This is a genomic window from Chthonomonas sp. (assembly GCF_035294505.1).
GTDB lineage: Bacteria > Armatimonadota > Chthonomonadetes > Chthonomonadales > Chthonomonadaceae > Chthonomonas.
This window is the reverse complement of sequence record NZ_DATGKU010000059.1, coordinates 1-19,425: the sequence shown is the minus strand read 5'-3', so window position 1 is coordinate 19,425 and position 19,425 is coordinate 1. Positions and strand designations below refer to the sequence as shown.

15 protein-coding genes and 1 CRISPR repeat array are annotated in these 19,425 nt (G+C 55.6%); of the genes, 9 read left to right on the top strand and 6 right to left on the bottom strand.

Annotation, left to right across the window (positions count from 1 at the left end; genetic code table 11):
• The coding region (locus VKV18_RS02840; protein ID WP_324202718.1) for a transposase at positions 1-849 on the bottom strand (849 nt) is incomplete at its 3' end.
• Between the two features lie 178 nt (positions 850-1,027).
• On the opposite strand from VKV18_RS02840, the gene VKV18_RS02835 reads away from it, so the two are divergent.
• From VKV18_RS02835 to VKV18_RS02810, 6 genes are all read left to right on the top strand, one after another.
• A complete protein-coding gene (locus VKV18_RS02835) occupies positions 1,028-1,231 on the top strand; it encodes a hypothetical protein (RefSeq protein WP_324202717.1) in 204 nt (67 codons plus the stop codon).
• A 255-nt stretch (positions 1,232-1,486) separates the two neighbouring features.
• On the top strand, positions 1,487-2,959 hold the full coding sequence (gene hpnJ / locus VKV18_RS02830) for a hopanoid biosynthesis associated radical SAM protein HpnJ (RefSeq protein WP_324202716.1): 1,473 nt from the start codon (positions 1,487-1,489) through the stop codon (positions 2,957-2,959).
• 23 nt (positions 2,960-2,982) lie between these two features.
• A complete protein-coding gene (gene hpnK, locus VKV18_RS02825) occupies positions 2,983-3,912 on the top strand; it encodes a hopanoid biosynthesis-associated protein HpnK (RefSeq protein WP_324202715.1) in 930 nt (309 codons plus the stop codon).
• A gap of 92 nt (positions 3,913-4,004) precedes the next feature.
• Entirely contained in the window at positions 4,005-4,589 is a 585-nt protein-coding gene (locus VKV18_RS02820) for a sigma-70 family RNA polymerase sigma factor (protein ID WP_324202714.1), read from the top strand.
• Positions 4,590-4,634: 45 nt separating this feature from the next.
• The gene (locus tag VKV18_RS02815; protein ID WP_324202713.1) at positions 4,635-5,207 is read left to right on the top strand and encodes an anti-sigma factor; all 573 of its coding nucleotides are present in this window, start codon (positions 4,635-4,637) and stop codon (positions 5,205-5,207) included.
• 53 nt (positions 5,208-5,260) lie between these two features.
• The gene (locus tag VKV18_RS02810; RefSeq protein WP_324202712.1) at positions 5,261-6,400 is read left to right on the top strand and encodes a hypothetical protein; all 1,140 of its coding nucleotides are present in this window, start codon (positions 5,261-5,263) and stop codon (positions 6,398-6,400) included.
• A gap of 132 nt (positions 6,401-6,532) precedes the next feature.
• Here the strand turns inward: VKV18_RS02810 and VKV18_RS02805 are convergent, their stop codons facing one another.
• Positions 6,533-6,670: a hypothetical protein gene (locus tag VKV18_RS02805; protein ID WP_324202711.1), complete on the bottom strand. Its 138-nt coding sequence runs from the start codon at positions 6,668-6,670 to the stop codon at positions 6,533-6,535.
• Positions 6,671-7,731: 1,061 nt separating this feature from the next.
• Here VKV18_RS02805 and VKV18_RS02800 point away from each other — a divergent pair.
• Positions 7,732-9,888: a S9 family peptidase gene (locus VKV18_RS02800; protein ID WP_324202710.1), complete on the top strand. Its 2,157-nt coding sequence runs from the start codon at positions 7,732-7,734 to the stop codon at positions 9,886-9,888.
• 824 nt (positions 9,889-10,712) lie between these two features.
• Here VKV18_RS02800 and VKV18_RS02795 read toward each other — a convergent pair.
• A complete protein-coding gene (locus tag VKV18_RS02795; RefSeq protein ID WP_324202709.1) occupies positions 10,713-11,330 on the bottom strand; it encodes a DUF1992 domain-containing protein in 618 nt (205 codons plus the stop codon).
• Between the two features lie 183 nt (positions 11,331-11,513).
• On the opposite strand from VKV18_RS02795, the gene VKV18_RS02790 reads away from it, so the two are divergent.
• Together VKV18_RS02790 and VKV18_RS02785 are read left to right on the top strand one after the other, a co-directional pair.
• The gene (locus VKV18_RS02790) at positions 11,514-12,368 is read left to right on the top strand and encodes a hypothetical protein (RefSeq protein WP_324202708.1); all 855 of its coding nucleotides are present in this window, start codon (positions 11,514-11,516) and stop codon (positions 12,366-12,368) included.
• A 3-nt stretch (positions 12,369-12,371) separates the two neighbouring features.
• Positions 12,372-12,665: a hypothetical protein gene (locus VKV18_RS02785; protein WP_324202707.1), complete on the top strand. Its 294-nt coding sequence runs from the start codon at positions 12,372-12,374 to the stop codon at positions 12,663-12,665.
• Here the strand turns inward: VKV18_RS02785 and VKV18_RS02780 are convergent, their stop codons facing one another.
• From VKV18_RS02780 to VKV18_RS02770, 3 genes are read right to left on the bottom strand one after another with little or no spacing between them, the layout of a single operon-like run.
• Complete coding sequence (locus VKV18_RS02780) at positions 12,666-14,660, bottom strand: DUF6785 family protein (protein WP_324202706.1); 1,995 nt, start codon at positions 14,658-14,660, stop codon at positions 12,666-12,668.
• Position 14,661: 1 nt separating this feature from the next.
• Positions 14,662-15,567, bottom strand: a complete 906-nt coding sequence (locus tag VKV18_RS02775; protein WP_324202705.1) for an alpha/beta hydrolase — start codon at positions 15,565-15,567, stop codon at positions 14,662-14,664.
• A gap of 18 nt (positions 15,568-15,585) precedes the next feature.
• Positions 15,586-16,080, bottom strand: coding sequence for a GNAT family N-acetyltransferase (locus VKV18_RS02770; protein WP_324202704.1), 495 nt, complete (start codon positions 16,078-16,080; stop codon positions 15,586-15,588).
• Between the two features lie 317 nt (positions 16,081-16,397).
• Positions 16,398-19,415: a CRISPR direct-repeat array (repeat unit 37 nt; unit sequence GTTTCAGTCCTGTTCTCCGCCAGGATTAGGTTGCAAC).
• Between the last annotated feature and the right edge of the window lie 10 nt (positions 19,416-19,425).

Sequence of the window (19,425 nt, the reverse complement as noted above, 5' to 3'; positions counted from 1 at the left end):
GTTACCGAGGAGCCATCGCATCTCGCGAGAAACCGTTTCTGCTCTGTCGCGAAGACAACGGAGGTCTTCCAGAGCGAGTGCCTTTCGCGATTGTACTGCAGTACGAACGAGGGATTTAGAAACAACGTGATTGGTGTTCTTGACAAACCGAGACTGTTTGGCGCGAATCTTCTTCAAATGCCGTTTCGCGCTCTTTGTGCCGCGCTTTTGAAGCAGACTACGGAGGCGCTTGAGACGGCGGCGAACGACTTTTACGGCTTCGCCCGAATAGGTATTGCCGTTACTATCGGTAGCGAGTTCCACGATGCCCAGGTCAACACCAAGAACCCCTTCACAAACAGGTTCAGGCGCGTCGGCTTCCACCACCACGTGCAGGTAAAAGGCACCGTCACGAAAACACAAGTCTGCCGAGCAGGGCTTCCAGTGGGCGTAACGAGTGTAGTAGTCACACAGGCGGAAGGTAACACAAACACGACCTTGTGTGGTGGCAAGAGAGGCATAGCCGTCTTGAAGGCGCACCCAATACGAACGCGCATCATAGCGCACGGGGCAAAGGGCGGACTGCGGGCAGGTAACGGAGCGTCTTTGTTTTTTGCGCTCCGCAACAGATTTGAGTGCTTCGGTGGCCTTCATTCGGGCGGACACCACCAACTGGGAGGGCAGGTCAGGATGCGCTTGCCGAAGGGGCTTGTAGGTTGCCTGGTGCAGTCGGGTTCCGTTGCGCTCGTTATTGTCCCACCCGTAACGGCAGACAGCGTTGAAGCAGTCGGTAAACTGCAAGAGCGTCTCCCGCAGAGCCGTTTCGGTGGCAGGGTCTCTATACAGCTTCAGACGCAACGTGACTTTCACCACCTTGCCCTTCTTTTGGATAATCTTTGTTTATCGAGAGTACTATACCACAAATACTCTCTACTTACCAGTGAAAGCGGAAAGGAGTGCGATGAGTTATTGTGACGCCACGATTGCTCCCGACAATCGGGGGAATGCGGATAGCAATTCCTCCCCCGCGTAAACGCAGGGGGTCTCCTTGCTATGTTTTTATGATACGGCAAAAGAGGACGTGCTGAAGGCACTCGGAACGTTGTTTATTAGCTCGCTCTTCACGGTGGTGAGCGGTGGCCCCAAAACGCCGCACGAGCAGCGTGCCGTAGAACTGGCCATTGCGAAAGCGCTTGAACCGTGGATTGTACAGCATCAGCAAACAGAAAAGATCGATCCTAACGCAAAATAGAATAGACGATGGCACCTGAATTGGAGAAGAAGGTTCCCTCCTGTCGATTTTATAGGGCTAGCGGGGTTTCAGCCTGCTAGCCTTCCTTTTTCTGGAATAGGCACTTCACGATGAATGGAAAGCTTCGATGGAATCGGCCCCTTAGCCGCGTTTGCAGGCGAACAGACCGGCTTCGTTGCGCTTCGACCGCTCTTGAGGGTATCCTAGTTAGAGTGAAGGTTTCTATTTTGGGATGAAGAGGAGAGAGCGACTACCGTGAAGAAGACGTTGTTCCTTAGCCCACCCTCCTTTGAGGGTTTCGATGGTGGTGCCGGATCGCGATACCAGGCCAAACGCGAGATCACCTCGTTTTGGTACCCAACCTGGCTAGCCCAACCGGCCGCCCTTGTCCCCGGCAGCAAGCTCATAGATGCTCCCCCACACGGCATCACCGTGGAGGATGTGCTGAAGATCGCTAAGGACTATGAACTCGTTATCATGCACACCAGCACACCCTCCCTGCCCAACGACGTAGAGTGCGCCCGCCGCATGAAAGAGCAGAACCCCGACCTTAAAGTTGGCTTCATCGGCGCCCATGTGGCCGTGCTGCCGGAACAGACCCTCCGAGAAAACCCTGTGATTGATTTTGTATGCCGACACGAGTTCGACTATACCTGCCTTGAACTCGCGCAGGGCAAACCCTGGGAGGAGATAAAAGGGCTGTCTTGGCGCGTGCCAGACGGCACGCTCCGCCGAACTCCCGACCGCGAGCTAATAGAGGATTGGGATAAGATGCCCTCCGTCTTCCCCGTCTACGCAGAAAACCTCGACATCACCAAATACTTTATCGGCTACCTCCTCCATCCCTATATCTCGTTTTATACCGGCCGCGGCTGCCCCGCCAAATGCACTTTCTGCCTTTGGCCTCAAACCATTGGGGGCCACAAATACCGTGCGAAAAGCCCGGAGGTTGTGGGGCGTGAAATGGAGATGGCCAAAGCCATTTGGGGCAGCAAGGTGCGCGAATATATGTTTGACGACGACACCTTCACCATAGACCGCGCCCGTGCAGTGGAGATCAGCAAGCATATGAAGCGGCTTAAGCTAACGTGGAGCTGCAATGCCCGCGCCCATGTGGACTACGATACCCTCAAACAGCTTCGGGATAACGGGCTGCGCCTGCTGCTGGTGGGTTTTGAAAGCGGCAACCAACAGATTCTCAACCGCATTAAAAAGGGCATCAAGCTGGAGATGGCCCGCGAATTTATGAAGAACTGTAAGAAGTTGGGCATCAAGGTGCACGGAACCTTCATCATTGGGCTGCCCATAGAGACCAAAGAGACCGTAGAGGAGACCATTCGTTTTGCCAAAGAGCTAGACCCCCACACCATTCAGGTCTCTATTGCAGCGCCCTACCCCGGTACCGAGCTTTACGACCAAGCCATCGCCAACGGCTGGATCGCGCGAGATAGCCTGGTGGCCGGCTCCGGCATCCAAGTGGCCACCCTTCAGTATGAGACCATGTCCGCCGCCGAGATCGAGGACGCTGTGGAGCGCATGTATCGTCAGTTCTACTTCCGCCCCGGCCCCATCGCACGCATCGTGGCCGAAATGCTTACCGATCGGCAGATGTTTGTACGTCGCCTACGGGAGGGACGCGAGTTCTTTAACTATCTAAAAGAGCGCAAGGAACAGGTGCGGCAACGCGAGCGTGAAACGAAGTCCACCCCCTCCGCCTCTCAGGCCTAAATGCCGCCCATCGAGGGCCTTTGGTGCAACGTTTTCTCGTTCTTAATGCCGACGATTTTGGTTTAAGCCCTCGTGTAAACGCCGCCGTGTTGCGCGCCCACACACAGGGGGTTCTTACCAGCGCCAGCCTCATGGTGGCCGAACCGGGCTTCCATGAGGCGGTTCAAATGGCCCAAAACCACCCTACATTGGGCGTAGGACTGCATATTGTGGTCTCTTGCGATCACGCGTTGCTGCCACCCAACTCTATCCCACATCTCGTTAACTCCAACGGGCGTTTTGGGGCCGACCCGCTTCGCGTCGGTCTGCGATATGCCTTCTCGAAAGCCGCCCAGAAAGAGCTTTACAAGGAAATGGAGGCGCAGTTCGCCCGCTTCGCCGCCACCGGACTGCCTTGGTCTCATGTGGACGGTCACCAGCATATGCATCTCCACCCCGCCGTGCTTACCCCTTTTCTCTCCTTATGTCGTGCTTATGGCATCTACCGCATTCGCCTCCCTTTCGAGGAGTTCCTCGCGCATTGGTGCAGCGGTGGTGACCGACTGAATCTCAACATCGGAGCGGCTCTTTTTCTCAGGCTCCTGCGACGTCGTGCCCTCCATGTACTTCATTCCGTTTTTGCCGATAATGATCGACAGCCGTCCTTCTTCTATTGCGATCGCGTCTATGGCCAACTGCAAAGCGGCAATATGCATCTCGACTATGTGGTGAGGCTGCTGCAACGATTAGGCGGTGCCACCAACGAAATCTACTTTCATCCGGGCACCAACTACGCCAAGAAGCTGCCGAAGGGGTTGCAAACGCCTGCGATGGAGGATGTGGAGCTGCATGCGCTGCTGCACCCCCGTGTGCGCGAGCAGATCACCACGTTAGGCCTCCAAACGGGCACCTATATCGAAGCCGAGCAGTTTGCAGCCCAAAAAGCCATCGCCAACATCACTATAAAAAGCTGAACAATCCGGCATCCCTCACGTCTAAAGCTATAGAGACAACGCACTGGAATTGGAACGGGAGTGAACCGGTAATGACGGCAGTGGGGAGTGTTATGCACGCAGATACGGCGCTGGTACAGCGCGCAAAGGCCAACGACCGAGCCGCCTTCAACGAGATCGTCTTGCGCTATAAGGATAAGGTCTACAACTACGTCTATCGCATGGTGCGTAATGCAACAGATGCGGAAGACCTTACTCAGGAAACCTTTGTGCGCGCCTATCTGAGCTTGCACTCCTTCCAGAGCCGAGCCAGCCTCAATACCTGGCTTTTTCGCATTGCTACCAATCTCTGCATCGATCATTGCCGCCGCGCGAAGCGCACTCAAGGGCTGGTCACCTCGCTTTCGCCAGACAATGAAGAGGAAGAAGAGGGCCTTCAGCGCGACATTCCCGACGCCACCTTCGATCCGCAACGGCTTTTGCTGAACAAAGAGCTAGGTGAAAAGTTGGAGAAAGCCCTTCAAGAGCTGCCCGAAAAGCTGCGCATGGTGGTGCTGCTCTACGATGTGGAAGGGCTTTCCTATGAAGAGATCGCCGCCATTGCCGGCTGTCCGTTGGGCACGGTAAAGTCTCGCCTTTTTAACGCCCGCGCGGTGCTTCGGCGAAAGCTAGAGCCTTATTTGAACATAGCGGTATAGGTTGGGTAAGATCGATTTGGGTAAAGGATGGGGGATCGTAACAAAATGAATAGACCTTTTGCCAATTGGGATAATCGAGACTGTGAACGGATTCAGGGGCTTTTATCGGATTACACCGATGGAACCCTCTCGGCCCGCCAAACATGGGAGGTAGAGCGCCATCTCGCCGATTGTCGTGCATGTGCGGCGCAGGCGCAACAGATGAAGGCTTTGGTAGGTGCGCTGCGTTCGGTGGAACGCCGCAGCACGCCCGACGATTTTATGCTGAAACTGCACGCCCAGCTCGATGCGCTTGGCCCCGTGCCCCAAGCACAGCGTTCCTTGTTGGCACGTTGGCGCGACGAGTGGCTGGCGCTACGGAACGTCCTGAGTCTGCGCCGAGTCTCTCTTGTAGGGGCCGGGTTGGCCGCCGTGGGGCTTTTACTGTTCTTCGTGGTGGGACGGCCTACCTCCACATCCTCGTCTAACACCACAAATGGCACCAACACGGCCGCGCATTTGCAGCAGGCTTTGGAACGCCATGTGGCTACCGCAGCCGGCGACCCGTTAGACGACCCCACCGCGGAGCGCCTCGCAGCTCCACTAAGCCTAGATAGCGAAGGGAACGGTTCGGAGTAGCAGCGATGGCCATCCCCCATACACATTCACGGAACCGTGTGGGGAGCGGGCCGTTGGGTCCGCTCTCTTTAATAAAGGGCGCCTGTTGGCTCTGGCGTGGTGCCTTTGCGCTGGCCCTCCTAGTCCTTCTAGGCAGCCTCCTGCCGTTCTATGGGCCGGCCACTGCGCAAAGGCCTTATCGTGCGCCCCAATACCGGCGCCTCAAAGGTACCCCACCCCGCTTTCGGCCTGTGGGCAAGCCGTCGCGCCAGGTAGACCAGCAAGCCATCGCGCTCCTTAAGCAGATGTTTCACCCAAGCGCCGACTATTCCGGTTTACAACGCACACAGATCGGCGATAGATACTCCGAACAGCAGATTTGGGCCGATACTCACGGACGCATTCGCATACAGTATCTCGCCCCACCGCAGTTCGCCGGCGACATTATGCTGATTCTACCCGGGCACTTTTTTGACTATCACGCTCGTGCACACCGACTTGATGTGGCGACCTTGCCGACAAACCAGGAACAGAAGGAGATACGCCAACTGGTGCAGGGCATTCGCAGCGGCCGTCTGCAGGCGGTGGTGACCGGAGAGGAGAACGTTGCCGGACGCGATTGTGCCATTGTAACCATTTTGGAAAATGTGCCCGGACAACCGATGGGCATTCCACAACGCAAGTTCTGGATTGACCGCCAAACGGGCATTGTGTTGCGCAAGGAGGTTTGGAACGCCCGTGGGATGATCTCGGCCACCTATATGGTGAATATAGCTATTGGGCCGGAGGCGGGCGTAACCCCACAAATGTTCTCGCCGGCGAGTTTACCGCGCGCAGCCGACGTGAAGCCGCTCTTTCCCTCCGAGCGCCCGCAGTTTCGCAGCATTGAGGAGGCCCAACCCCATGTGCCCTTCCCCATTCTTAAGCCCACCCAGCTGCCGGAAGGCTACGTGTTAAGCGGCATCTGGCTTTCCGACACTCCGAGCAACCCGAGTGTGGTACTGCGCTACAGTCGGGGCCTTAACTACTTTAGCCTCACCGAGCGGCGCGTGCTGCGCCCCAACCCACGGGCGCGCTATGGCCCGCCTCCCATGCTGCGAGGTGTTGGGGCACGATGGCTTCAACGTGCTCCCGACGGCAGCACCATTGCCATCATCTATATTGGTCATCTGACCCCCGGTGAGTTCGCCACCGTTGCCAACTCCTTGCAGTAAGCAAAAGCCGACAAACCAGGCCTGACGTAGAGGCCGACAGCCTCACGATTCTAGAGGTAGTTTATAGAGCAAGTCTTTCTCGCTCGGCCCCTATCCCCTCCTTTCGTCCTCGCGGACAGCACTGCAGCGGTCTTAGCAAACGGCACAGCAGCGGCCAGAGAGATAGGGATTAAGGAAGTGAATCAGGCCGCTGAGGCGGAGGGCGTCGGCCTTGAAGAACTGGCGATACGGCTGCCATTTCGAGCCGAAGATGAGATGAAAAACTGTCATTTCGAGCCGATACTACAACTGTCATCTCGCGCCGAATGTGGGATAAACCACTGTCATTTCTCGTGAGATACACACCTGTCATTTTGAGATAAACACCTGTCATTTCGAGCCGAAGGCGAGAAATCTTGAGTCTCAATCTCCACCAGTTCTGAGGGGAAAGGGCGAGGCTGAAGAAACTGCCAATGGCTTCGGTTCTAGAGCCAATCCATAGAGCAAAGCCTATCTTGTTCGCCCCCTATCCCCTCCTTTCGTCTTGCAGACAGCAACGCAGCGACCAGAGAGATGGGCTTTGAAGGAAACGACACAGGCCGCTGAGGCGTTCATGGTGTCTTACTTATTGAAGAAAGGGGGCGGTTGTGTTGAGTTTCCAAAGGAAAGGTTATCAAAGGAAACCGCCAATGAACTTGCTGGTCTCCCCTCTCCCTGATAGGGGGAGGGGCGGGGGGGTGGGGGCCTTGAGAGGCAGACTGCAATGCAGCGGCCAGAGAGATGGGCGATAAAGGAAGTAATTCAGGCCGCTGAGGTGTCGAGTTTATTTTGAATAGGGAAAGGGGGCGGTTATGGTTGGTTTCCAAAAGGAAGCTAACTATAAGGAAACCGCCGGTAGGGGCACGATGGCCGTGCCCCTTTTGCTAATCTCCCCTCTCCCAAATTGGAGGAGGGGAAGGGCGTCCTTCCCCAGAAAATCGCAGGATTTTCTGGGGACCCCAGTGTCGGCCTTGAGGGGCGGGGGGATGAGGGCTTGAAGAGCCGACGATACGATTGTCATTTCGAGCCGATACTACACCTGTCATTTCGAGCCGAAGGCGAGAAATCTTAAGTTTCCATTCCCACCAGTTCTAAGGGGAAGGGCGTTGGCCTTGAGGGACTCACAGCCAGATGCCCTCTCCCTGATGGGGGGAGGGTGAGGGGCTGTAGGGGGTACCCTTGAGCGGAAGTGGGGCATTGCAGAAATCGGCAGACTTCTCGCCCCGGCTCTTTCGGCAGCTGGAGAGTTTGGATATCTGCAGGAAAGAGAGAGGCATAAGTAAAATATAGCAGGGAATAGAGGAGGAGATTTTGTGGCAGAGACGAACGCACCCGTACTCACGTTAGAGGCCATAACGCGCGAACGGATCTTCGAGGCCAGCGTGCTGCGTCAGCCCCACTGGCTACGAGATGGCCGCCGTTTTAGTTTTTTAGACAATGCGCCCGACTCCACCACTACCACCGTGTGGCTCTACGACATCACCACCGGAGAGCGAAAGATGGTGGTGCCTCCAGAAGCCCTCAAAGTCTCGGTTTCTGGAGAGAACGAGGCGCGCACGTTGGCGATTGTGGGCTATCAGTGGGCGCCGGATGAAAGCCGGTTGCTTTTTGCTCGTATCCCCCATTGGCGCTCGGATCGTGGCGACAAAGAGGTCTTTATCTACGACATTCCGTCCGGCAAAATGGAACGGGTACTGGCCTCTTCCGAAGAGCACTACGGAGTGAAGTGGGCCCCCGATGGCAAGCACATCGGCTATGTGCGCCGGGGCGACATCTACCTTTTGGAGTGCGCCTCCGGCAAGGAGTTTCGCCTAACAGATACCGCAGCGCCCTTTATCTACAATGGGCGGTTTGGATGGGTCTATGAAGAGGAGCTGAGCCTTGTGGATGGCTGGGCCTTCTCACCGGATGGCCGCTATATAGCCTACTATCAGATAGATGAAACCCAAGTGCCGGAAATAGACCTGCCACAGTATTCCCGCTTGCATATGGAGCCTGTGCGCATACGTTACCCCAAGGCAGGCGACCCAAATCCTCTGGTTAAGATAGGGGTTATTGCCCTTGAAGGACTAGATAGCTCTGTCGTGCCCGCCACGCGCTGGGTTTCCATCGGTTCAGACCCCGACATCTATATTGCACGAATGCAATGGACGCCCCAAAACCAGCTGCTTCTGCAGAGGATACCGCGTCATCAAAATCGAATCGATCTGCTTTTGGCCGACCCGGCTACCGGTGAGACGAAAACCCTTTTTAGCGAGGTCTCCTCTACATGGGTCGAGTCGCCCGGCGATGTCTTTTTCGTTGGAAACTCCGATCAGTTCCTTTGGCTTTCTGACCGCATCGGCTATCAGCACCTCTTTCTCTACGACACTAAGGGCACTCTTCTGCGCCAGCTCACCTCCGGCAATTGGGATGTAGACCGCGTTGTGGGCCTAGATTCTCTTCATCGCATTGCCTTTTTCACTGCGGCGCGCCCCAACCCCACCCAGCGACATATTTACAGCGTGCTGTTAGATGGGGGTGGTGAGATGATGCAGTTGAGCGACGAGGCCGGCACCCACTCTCCTCTCTTTGCTCCCGATGGTCAACACTACCTCGATACCTTTTCCAGCATTGCCTCTCCACCCAAAATAACCCTACACCAAGCCAGTGGGCGCCCGCTTTCCACCGTGCATGAAAACCCCATGTCGCAACTGAAAAACATCCCCCTTGGCAGCTGGGAGTTTCATACCTTTCGAACCCCCGATGGTTTAGAGCTTTACGCGGCTCTCCTTAAACCGGCCGATTTCGACCCCAACAAACGCTATCCGGTGGTGATGTCGGTATATGGAGGGCCTGGCTCACAGACAGTGCGCGACGCCTACGGAGGTGGCAACGGCTTTGAACAGCTTTTTGCCTCGAAGGGCTACCTCTGCGCGATGGTAGATGGGCGCGGTACGGGCATGCGTGGGCGAGACTTTGAAAAGATCGTCTACCAAAACCTTGGGCACTACGAGGTCGAAGACCAGATCGCCGGGGCGAAATGGCTTGGAAGCCTGCCCTATGTAGACCCGAAGCGCATCGGCATTTGGGGGTGGAGCTATGGGGGATATATGGCCAGCCTCTGCATTCTGCGAGGCGCTGCTGTGTTTCGTTCGGCCATTGCGGTGGCACCGGTAACTCACTGGGAACTTTATGATAGCATCTACACGGAACGGTATATGCGACGCCCAGCCGACAACCCCGACGGCTATGTGCACTCAAGCCCGATCACCTATGCCGACCGGTTAGAAGGGCATTTTCTGTTGATACACGGCACGGCGGACGATAACGTGCACTTTCAAAACAGCATGCGCCTGGCAGCGGCCCTCCAGCAGGCCGGAAAAACGTTTCGTATGATGGTCTATCCAGACAAGCATCATGGCCTAGAGGGCATGGCAGAACATCTCTACAACACCATGATAGACTTTTTTACAGAGACCCTCTCCTAACCGAGGAGGACGTTCTCCATTTGCTTTTACAGCCCCTCACCCTAGCCCTCAGAACGGCTGGGGAGTGAAACTCAAGATTTCTCGCCTTCGGCTCGAAATGACAGGTGTTTATCTCGAAATGGCAGGTGTGTATCTCTACAGCCCCCACCCCTTCCCCTCCCCCCATTGGGGAGAGGGGAGACCAATAAGTTCATTGTCAGTTTTCTATGATAACCTTCCCTTCGGAAACTCAACATAACCGCCCCCTTTCCCTATTCAAAATAAACTCGACACCTCAGCGGCCTGAATTACTTCCTTTATCGCCCATCTCTCTGGCCGCTGCGTTGCTGTCCGCGAGGACGGAAAGGACGAGATAGGGGGCGAACAAGATAGACTTGCTGTATAAACTATCTCTAGAACCGTGAAGCCGGCAGTCTCCGCAGCCCTACCCCACCCCTCAGAACCGGTAGGGATTGAAAGTCAAGATTTCTCGCCTTCGGCTCGAAATGACAGGTGTAGTATCGGCTCGAAATAACAGGTGTTTATCTCGAAATGACAGGTGTAGTATCGGCTCGAAATGACAGGTGTTTATCTCGAAATGGCAGGTGTGTATCTCACGAGAAATGACAGTGGTTTATCCCACATTCGGCGCGAAATGACAGGCGTATCTCCGGCTCTTCAAGCCCCTTCCCTACAAGCCCCCTACAAGGGGAGGGCTAGCTTCCCCCCGCGTGCAGGGGGATGAGAGGGGGGATTTGGCGTCGCCATTCTGCAGCCCCCTCCCCCTACAGGGAGAGAGAAACCAATAAGCCAGTGCTCGGTCTCTATGCTAAGCTCTCTTTTGCCTATTTAGAGGGTTTCTGCAGATTGCGGTAGCGCATCCGCATAAGGCGGCGCAACAGGCCCTCCTTAGCGTCAGCCCTCGCTTCCTCACAGGGTGTTGCCGAAGACAGCTCGGGGAGGGCCGCCAGAGGACAGGGAAGGAACTCGGCGTCGAACGCCTCCATCTCCACAACAACGCGATAGGGAAGGGCTTTATCTACCTGTGACGATGGCGCTATAAGAGAGAAGCGAAGCACCAATAGGTTCACCTCGCAGAGGCGTTGCCGGTAAAGCGCACGCATCTGAACGCACCATTGCAGGTAGGCCTCGCGCGTGGTCGGTCGCACGCGCGCCGAATCCAAGACAAAATGCCGTCGTCGGCTTTGTGCGATCAGCTGCACACGAAGCGTGGCTATCTCCCTTTTGAGGGTTGCGATCTCTTTCAACAGTTGAAGCCACTCAGGCAGAGCGCCCACATTGCGCAGCGCGTGATTGGCCACACGCAGATGTGGGGGAACGACCGCCTCCTCTTCCAATACCAACGGCTTGCCTTTTCCCGGCAGATTATCGAACTTGCCCTGCTCGATGGCCTCTTGTATCTTTCTTTCCGCAATGAGCGCGATGACATCGGGGTCGAACATAAAAACACTCTAAAGAAAGATGGGTTTTATAGGGACATGTTACCTCAAAAGGCATACGGGCACGATTTCCCCCGTGATGGCACCGTGGCGGGCCCCATCGCAAAGACGGGACAGGAGGGCAGCAGGCGGATTTGGGGTATTCTTGCTGTAAATGAAGACGTTTCGACGTAGGGTTTACATGAAATGAGAGCCGATTTTCTCAACTTTGCCCGCCGTTTCGAGGCAGGGACGGCATGGGGTCTGGCCTTCGCGTTTTTGCTGGCTGGGTGCGGAGGACATCCTAAAGTGCCTCTCTCCAGCCCGGGCCGTCTGCCCGATTCGGTGGTGCAGGCCGACCGAAGTCAGTATGCGTCGTTTTTGCCTAACCCTCAGCTGACGCCGGGAGACACACTGCCGGTTACCGTGCAGGACATCTGTGTGCCGGGGTATGCGCGTAAGGTAAGAAATGTGCCCATTGAGGTGAAGCGGCAAGTTTACCAAGAGTATGGCATCTATCATCATCGCCCCGGCGAGTATGAGATAGACCACCTGATCAGTCTGGAGCTTGGCGGCTCCAATAGCATCAAAAATCTGTGGCCGCAGTCTTACATCACGCACCCCTGGAACGCCCATATTAAAGATCAGCTCGAAAACGAGCTGCATCGGGAGGTGTGTAGTGGCGAGATGGATTTGGCCACCGCGCAGCACGACATCGCTACCGACTGGATCGCTACCTATAAGCAGGTCTTCCATACCGACCGGCCTCTAAGTCCGCAAGAGTACCGTCAATTCACGGAAACCGCATCAAGAAGAGCGGGGGCCGGAGGCGGGCCTGCGGCGCCGATTGCCACGACCCCGGCACCCGATAGCACACCGGATACCACAAGCGACTCCCCCTCAGGCAGCACCCCAAACGGCGCCGTGCGTGTGTGGGTGAACACGCGATCGGGAAAGTACTTTCTGCCTGGCTCGCGCTATTACGGAAATACCAAACGCGGCGAGTATATGACAGAAGAACAGGCCATTCGACAAGGCTATGTAAAGGCAGGAGGAGATTAGAAGATGGCACGCAATCAAAAGTTGACCGGCGTGATTCAGGGACGAACCATCGCTTCGCTGCAGCCGCAGGACGTTCAACTGCAGATAACGTTTACCGACGGCTCCAAAATGACCATTCGGGTTTCTGAGATACCGCAAAACCTGCCGACGGGGGGCACGGTGAGGGCCGTGCGCCAATCCGGCACAACCCTGCAACTGGATATGGAGGACGGCAGCACCCTGACTCTACAGACGGCCGAAGCCACCTCCTGCGTGCTTCTGCGCGACAAAAATGGGGTTTTGGAGTACGCAGATTGATCACCAGTTAATGGGGTAGACGTTGATGCCGGTAAGGCATCCGACGAGGGTGGTAAGTCCGCCGGCGAGGAAATCGCCGATGATGACGCCATAGAAAAAGGGGAGGGCGCGTCGGTAGCGCTCGATGCCGCCGTAGCGGAGGATAAGCACCTTACAGAGCCAGGCGATGAAAAAAGGAAACCAGATTTGGTTCATGGTAGGCGTGTTGGCGATGGCATAGCCCACCGGGTGGAAGACCCACCAAGTATAGCGCATGCGCAGAAGCATAAGTGCGGTGGTGATGAGAAAGCCGGCCCCTATGGCGACAGTTCCCCGTGTATCCGGTTTTAGCGGTGTGCCCAGCACGTTGGCAAGTTGATCAAAAGGCATACGCCCCATGTAGGTGCGCCATGGTTCGGTTTTCGCTCCAGCTCCAAAGGCGTACCACACCATGAGGGCAATGGCCATAGAGATAAAGATGCCCAATAAGGTGGCGAGCACAATGGCCACCGTGAGCCGCCGCTTATCTACCTCTATCACATCCGCCATTTTAAAGGCGTCGAGTTGGTTGGGCATGGCCATGCAACGCAGGTCGTTGCTGGCGATGGCGCTGCGCAGAAAGGCCATAATGGTAAGGTCTACCGGTTGGTAGAAGGTGGTGCCGAAGGTGGTGGTCATGACATCGTAGGGGGTGATCGTAGGCCCGAACAGCCATGCATCGCCGGTCTCCGCACGGATGCGCGTGGCGGCGAGAATATAGACCAGTGCCAGAGTCACGATGAGGGTGGCCGGCAGCAGGTGCATACCGGCATGCACGCTCCAGGCGATCATCCCTGCCAAACAGAGCACGAACCCTAAAAAAGCCCACCGGTAGGACAATGGCTCCTCTGCGTCGGGGGCGTCGCCCTTCCCTTTAAGGCCGCCGCGTAGCGCAATCCGCAGCACCTCTTTAAGATAGCCTCGTGCAAACCACAGCCCAACCAGCGTGAGCGCGAGGAAGGCTCCAGCTCCCTGATGGCCGGTGTAGGGCCAAGTGCTTTGGGCGCTGCCGGTGGCGCCCGCATTGATGCCCGTTGCCGCCCCAAAGACCAGCTCCAACTTGCCCACCAGCCAGAAAAACCAGCAGCTAAAGGTCATATCGGTGGAGAGCAGAAAAGCGATCCCGATGACGAAGGGGTAGATAGAGAGCGGTGTATAGCCAATGGCGTTCCACGGAGGCGAGGTGAAGAAGTTATGGAGGTCGGGTTGGTCGGTGGTGCGTGTGGGAAAGTAGGGGAAGGCAGGCAGGTTAAGATGCAGGGTGTTCATGACATCTAGGGAGAAGGGGATGAGGAAGCCTATCCAAAAGACCCCATTGCTCAGCAGGTTGGCAGGCTCTCGAATAACGGCTAAAGGCACGGCCACGGTGGGGAACGCGAGGCGCTCGCGGTCAACCCACTGCCGGCGCAGAATCGCCATGAGGCATAAGGTGGCCATGGTAAAGAGGGCAAGAAACAGCCACCACGAGAACAGTTGCACGCGCCACAACGCCCAAGGCACATGGGCGTTGCCGATATAAAAGCCTTTAAGGGCTATTTGATTCTTTTGCGCGATCCAGCCGGGGATGTAGCGAAGGAATTTGGAGGCCCATTGGTTGCTGCTATCGGCATACCAAAACGCGGCGGTCACGGTGGGAATGATGAAATGAATGCCGCCGGATGAAGAGACCACGGTGGAGACGATAAGCATAACATAGATGACCAGCAGTTCCGCCTTCGAGAGGGCTAGGGGGCGGCAGAGTTTAGAGAGCACAAGGTTGCAGACCACCAAAAAGAACAGAATATTAAAGGCCCCCACCGGAATGCTGGTGTTGGCGAGGGCGGTATGGCCTCTTTCTCCCAAAACCAGTTCGGCCCAGTGAATCCAAAGGTCGCAGAGGACGGTGAACCCCAGCCCCAGAACAAGGGCGCGTGGGGTGAGGCCGCTGGCACGCCAGGAGGAGCGGCGCGATGGTGAGGGAGGGTCTGCAGCGCTCATGCTATTTGCTCCGCAAATCCGTAAAGCCGGTCTCTTTCAGCCAGCGGGCACAACGCCAAGGCCAATCTTGCGCGTAGGGCGTTTGACGAGCAAGGCCATATCCATGTCCGCCGCCCTGGTAGATATGCAACTCGTAGGGCACGTTCGCCTCACTCAAAGCCAGGGCCAGTTTCAGGCTATTTGCCGGCGGAACGGCGTCGTCATCTACGCTATGCACCAGGAACATGGGCGGTGTGTTGGCGGTGACGCGCCGCTCTGGGGAGAGGTCTTCGAGAAGCTCTTGTGGAGGGTCATCGCCAAGGAGGCACTTACGGCACCCGGCATGAGCGTAGGGTTCCACAAGGCTCACCACCGGATAGATGGCGATGACGAGATCGGGGCGTGAGGAGACCCGTTCGATGGGGTCGGCGTGGTGGGGGGTTCCGGCATCGAAGTGGGTGGCAAGGGTGGTTGCCAGGTGGCCGCCGGCCGAAAAGCCCAGGACTCCGATGCGATCTGGGGCGATGCCCCATTTGGAGGCATTGGCCCTCACGGTGCGCACGGCGCGGGCGGCATCTTCGAGCATAGGGGGCCGTTTGGTGAGGGGGAAGGTGCCCCGCCCCGGAGAATCTTGCGATTTGCCTGGAGCCTCCGCATCCGCTTTGACGGTGGCGAGGCGGTAATCAAGCACGAAGCCCACGATTCCGAGGGTGGTAAGCCATTCGGCTACGGGGTCCGATTCGTGGGGTGCGAGGGTAACGTAGCCCCCGCCTGGGAACACGATAATGGCCGCCCCGCACGCTTTGCTGGGGTAGGGCAAAAAGGCGCGGAGGGTGGGTGCAGGCTCCGTTTGCTGTGCCGGTTCGGTGGTTGGCCACAGGGGGTGTTTGCCGGCAGCCGCCCACTCTTTAAGAGCGCTCGTATACATGGCAGTTCTCCTCAAGGTTTAGCCGTTGTTCTCGTGCTCGTCGTCTTGAATCATATCGGTGTAGATGCCGGGGCTGCTATCGGGGATGAGGGTAGCTCCGGCCACGCGGGCATAAAAGTCTGCGGGGCCTACCCCCCCGATAATGCCATAAGCATAGCCCATTTCGCGCATTCCGTGCAGGCATGCTAGAAGCAGGGCTTTGCCGATCTGTTTCCCTCGTTCCGCTTCGGCCACCCCCGTAGGCCCGAAGAAGTTTCGTCGCGTGGCCTCATAGGCGGCGAAGCCGATCACTTTTCCGTTGCGCAGGGCGATGAAGAGGGTAACGGGTTGTCGGGCGTAGCAGGGGGTCACTTCGTCGGCCCAACCGGTGGAGAAGTGGGTTTCTATGAACTTTCGGATGGGTGTTATTTCAAAGGGATGCGCTCTTCGGATGACCACTCCCTCTTCGCGCAGTTTTTGAATGAGCGGCTCCACGGGCGGGAGTTTCAGCAGGTTAACGAACATATCGGGCATAGGTATCTTCTCCTAAGGGTAGAAGCGTTTCGATATTTTCATTATTTCGACGCGGGGTCGCCGTTTCCTGCACAATTTTGGTAAGGATGCACTTCCTATGCATTTTTAGAAGGGGGTTGGCTAGAGGGGGTGTGGCGACAGAGGTCAGGGATTATCGGTTAAGGGGTTACAGCCCTCGTTTACGGTGGGCAGTTTTAGGCTGAGGAGTTTTTGAGCGAGTTGTGGTGGGCGCGGTTTTAGGGGGACGCTTTGATTAAGGGGTTCATAAATTCCGTTACGGCACTAAACGCTTTCTTGACACGGAAGCGTTCTCTGTCGTTTCCATCCTGTTCTCCACCAGGATTAGGTTGCAACTCTCTGCTAGTATCTTCTCTAGATGGTTTTCTATCGTAGTTTCAGTCCTGTTCTCCACCAGGATTTGGTTGCAACATTTTAGCCCAAACCTTTCGACCGATCACTCCGGAGTTTCAGTCCTGTTCTCCGCCAGGATTAGGTTGCAACTCATAACAGCACAAACAGTGCTGATGCTGCTACACGCTAGTTTCAGTCCTGTTCTCCACCAGGATTAGGTTGCAACGCTGCCGGTGGTACTGGACGGCAGCGGCTCCACCTCGGGTTTCAGTCCTGTTCTCCGCCAGGATTAGGTTGCAACAGATGCGCGGCTTTGTGCTTCTAGAGCCTGAGCAACGTTTCAGTCCTGTTCTCCGCCAGGATTAGGTTGCAACGAGTGGCCCTACTTTAGGGTTTCGGGCTTGGTAGGGTTTCAGTCCTGTTCTCCGCCAGGATTAGGTTGCAACAATCTGGCCTTCTCTCATGAAGGTAATAGCCATTTTCAGTTTCAGTCCTGTTCTCCGCCAGGATTAGGTTGCAACTTTTCGAGGAATCGCTGTTTCCACAAAGCCCGTTTCGGTTTCAGTCCTGTTCTCCGCCAGGATTAGGTTGCAACTGTACGGCGCGCGCGATCTCTTCGGCAAGATCGCGAACAAGCGGGTTTCAGTCCTGTTCTCCGCCAGGATTAGGTTGCAACATGCCCTGCTGGCTCAGGATGTCGATCTGTTTTACGATGTTTCAGTCCTGTTCTCCGCCAGGATTAGGTTGCAACATAAACACCGCAAGCCTATTGCTTCACGGGGAGTTAGTTTCAGTCCTGTTCTCCGCCAGGATTAGGTTGCAACATTAGTTTTCGGCTTAAGTCCTATGAGCCTTCGGAGGGTTTCAGTCCTGTTCTCCGCCAGGATTAGGTTGCAACTGCCAAAAGGCAAACTCCTCCTCGTCCTTCTCCTGTTTCAGTCCTGTTCTCCGCCAGGATTAGGTTGCAACGAAAATCACCGGTCTTTTAGAACACCCTGTCCTTATCGAGTTTCAGTCCTATTCTCCGCCAGGATTAGGTTGCAACAAAATCTTTCTCGGTTGGTGCAAGCGTTAGCTTCTCACGATTGTTTCAGTCCTGTTCTCCGCCAGGATTAGGTTGCAACATAATCTCGTACATGGACGTTGCGCAAGCCTTGCATTCATGTTTCAGTCCTGTTCTCCGCCAGGATTAGGTTGCAACTTGTACAATCCATTCCTTCTCTCCTGGCCAATGCACTGTTTCAGTCCTGTTCTCCGCCAGGATTAGGTTGCAACTCGAGCCATAGAATGGCTAGTGCTGTTGCTAGTTTCTCTCGTTTCAGTCCTGTTCTCCGCCAGGATTAGGTTGCAACTGGCGATACCGGCCGGCCGATCCAAGGGCAGCCGATAGTTTCAGTCCTGTTCTCCGCCAGGATTAGGTTGCAACGATATGAACGAGGTACGATACCTGTTAGCAGTTATGGTTTCAGTCCTGTTCTCCGCCAGGATTAGGTTGCAACTCTCAATCTCTTCGTCTTCTTCCTCGTCTTCCATATCTTGTTTCAGTCCTGTTCTCCGCCAGGATTAGGTTGCAACCGGGAGGTTCCAGCTACTTAAAACAACCGTTTGTGGTGCGTTTCAGTCCTGTTCTCCGCCAGGATTAGGTTGCAACCATGCCTCTTTTTCCTCCTAAGCATAGAATAGGCAAGTTTCAGTCCTGTTCTCCGCCAGGATTAGGTTGCAACCACGGGGAATACGGGGCCCTCGTAGGCGCCTTCTAAGGTTTCAGTCCTGTTCTCCGCCAGGATTAGGTTGCAACGGAACGCCCAAAAAAAATCGAAAAATGGGAACTTGACAGTTTCAGTCCTGTTCTCCGACAGGATTAGGTTGCAACCTGCCGGCAAGGCGGCATCGAAAACCCAAAACTCAGGGTTTCAGTCCTGTTCTCCGCCAGGATTAGGTTGCAACTGCCATTTGTTGCCAACGCATCCCATATGCTCGTCTGTCGTTTCAGTCCTGTTCTCCGCCAGGATTAGGTTGCAACATCCACAATGGCGTAGATTTTATGATAAGCGCAAATTCGTTTCAGTCCTGTTCTCCGCCAGGATTAGGTTGCAACTCCGGCGCAGGCAGTCGGGCATGTCTCCAATTTTATGTTTCAGTCCTGTTCTCCGCCAGGATTAGGTTGCAACGCTAGCCTAGCCACGCTGAAAGACCCTGTCGATCAAGTTTCAGTCCTGTTCTCCGCCAGGATTAGGTTGCAACAATGGTGCGGTACAAGTACAAAACGCGGCATACGTGAAGTTTCAGTCCTGTTCTCCGCCAGGATTAGGTTGCAACCTGGCTTTAACAGAGCCTTGTTGGCCGATATGGCCAATAGTTTCAGTCCTGTTCTCCGCCAGGATTAGGTTGCAACTTTGCCTAGACATATCAACACCATGCCCGTTGAGCGGTTTCAGTCCTGTTCTCCGCCAGGATTAGGTTGCAACCAAACACACTCGTCTCATTTGAGAACGCGTCTCATGTTTCAGTCCTGTTCTCCGCCAGGATTAGGTTGCAACTATACGTATGTCCTTTACCGACAGGTCAGATATTGCGGTTTCAGTCCTGTTCTCCGCCAGGATTAGGTTGCAACTCTCAAATGAGACGAGTGTGTTTGGTGACGTCTGCATGTTTCAGTCCTGTTCTCCGCCAGGATTAGGTTGCAACGGGCGTAGCCCGAGATTGCCCGCTTGGGCATAGATAGTTTCAGTCCTGTTCTCCGCCAGGATTAGGTTGCAACACCAGTAGCGGTTCGATGATTATGATTTTCTCTTCCTTGTTTCAGTCCTGTTCTCCGCCAGGATTAGGTTGCAACAATCTCGAGCTACGCCCGCTTGGGCATGTCAATCAAACGTTTCAGTCCTGTTCTCCGCCAGGATTAGGTTGCAACTCTTTAGAGTTTTTTGGCCTGCCCTCATCAGATCGTGTTTCAGTCCTGTTCTCCGCCAGGATTAGGTTGCAACTGGAGGTGGC

Bases quoted from the DNA above. Each gene is read 5' to 3' on its own strand.
- VKV18_RS02775 (WP_324202705.1), bottom strand. From the start codon at position 15,567: ATGTATACGAGCGCTCTTAAAGAGTGGGCGGCTGCCGGCAAACACCCC.
- VKV18_RS02820 (WP_324202714.1), top strand. From the start codon at position 4,005: ATGCACGCAGATACGGCGCTGGTACAGCGCGCAAAGGCCAACGACCGA.
- VKV18_RS02795 (WP_324202709.1), bottom strand. From the start codon at position 11,330: ATGTTCGACCCCGATGTCATCGCGCTCATTGCGGAAAGAAAGATACAA.
- VKV18_RS02780 (WP_324202706.1), bottom strand. From the start codon at position 14,660: ATGAGCGCTGCAGACCCTCCCTCACCATCGCGCCGCTCCTCCTGGCGT.
- VKV18_RS02790 (WP_324202708.1), top strand. From the start codon at position 11,514: ATGAGAGCCGATTTTCTCAACTTTGCCCGCCGTTTCGAGGCAGGGACG.
- VKV18_RS02770 (WP_324202704.1), bottom strand. From the start codon at position 16,080: ATGCCCGATATGTTCGTTAACCTGCTGAAACTCCCGCCCGTGGAGCCG.
- VKV18_RS02815 (WP_324202713.1), top strand. From the start codon at position 4,635: ATGAATAGACCTTTTGCCAATTGGGATAATCGAGACTGTGAACGGATT.
- VKV18_RS02785 (WP_324202707.1), top strand. From the start codon at position 12,372: ATGGCACGCAATCAAAAGTTGACCGGCGTGATTCAGGGACGAACCATC.
- VKV18_RS02805 (WP_324202711.1), bottom strand. From the start codon at position 6,670: ATGACAGTTTTTCATCTCATCTTCGGCTCGAAATGGCAGCCGTATCGC.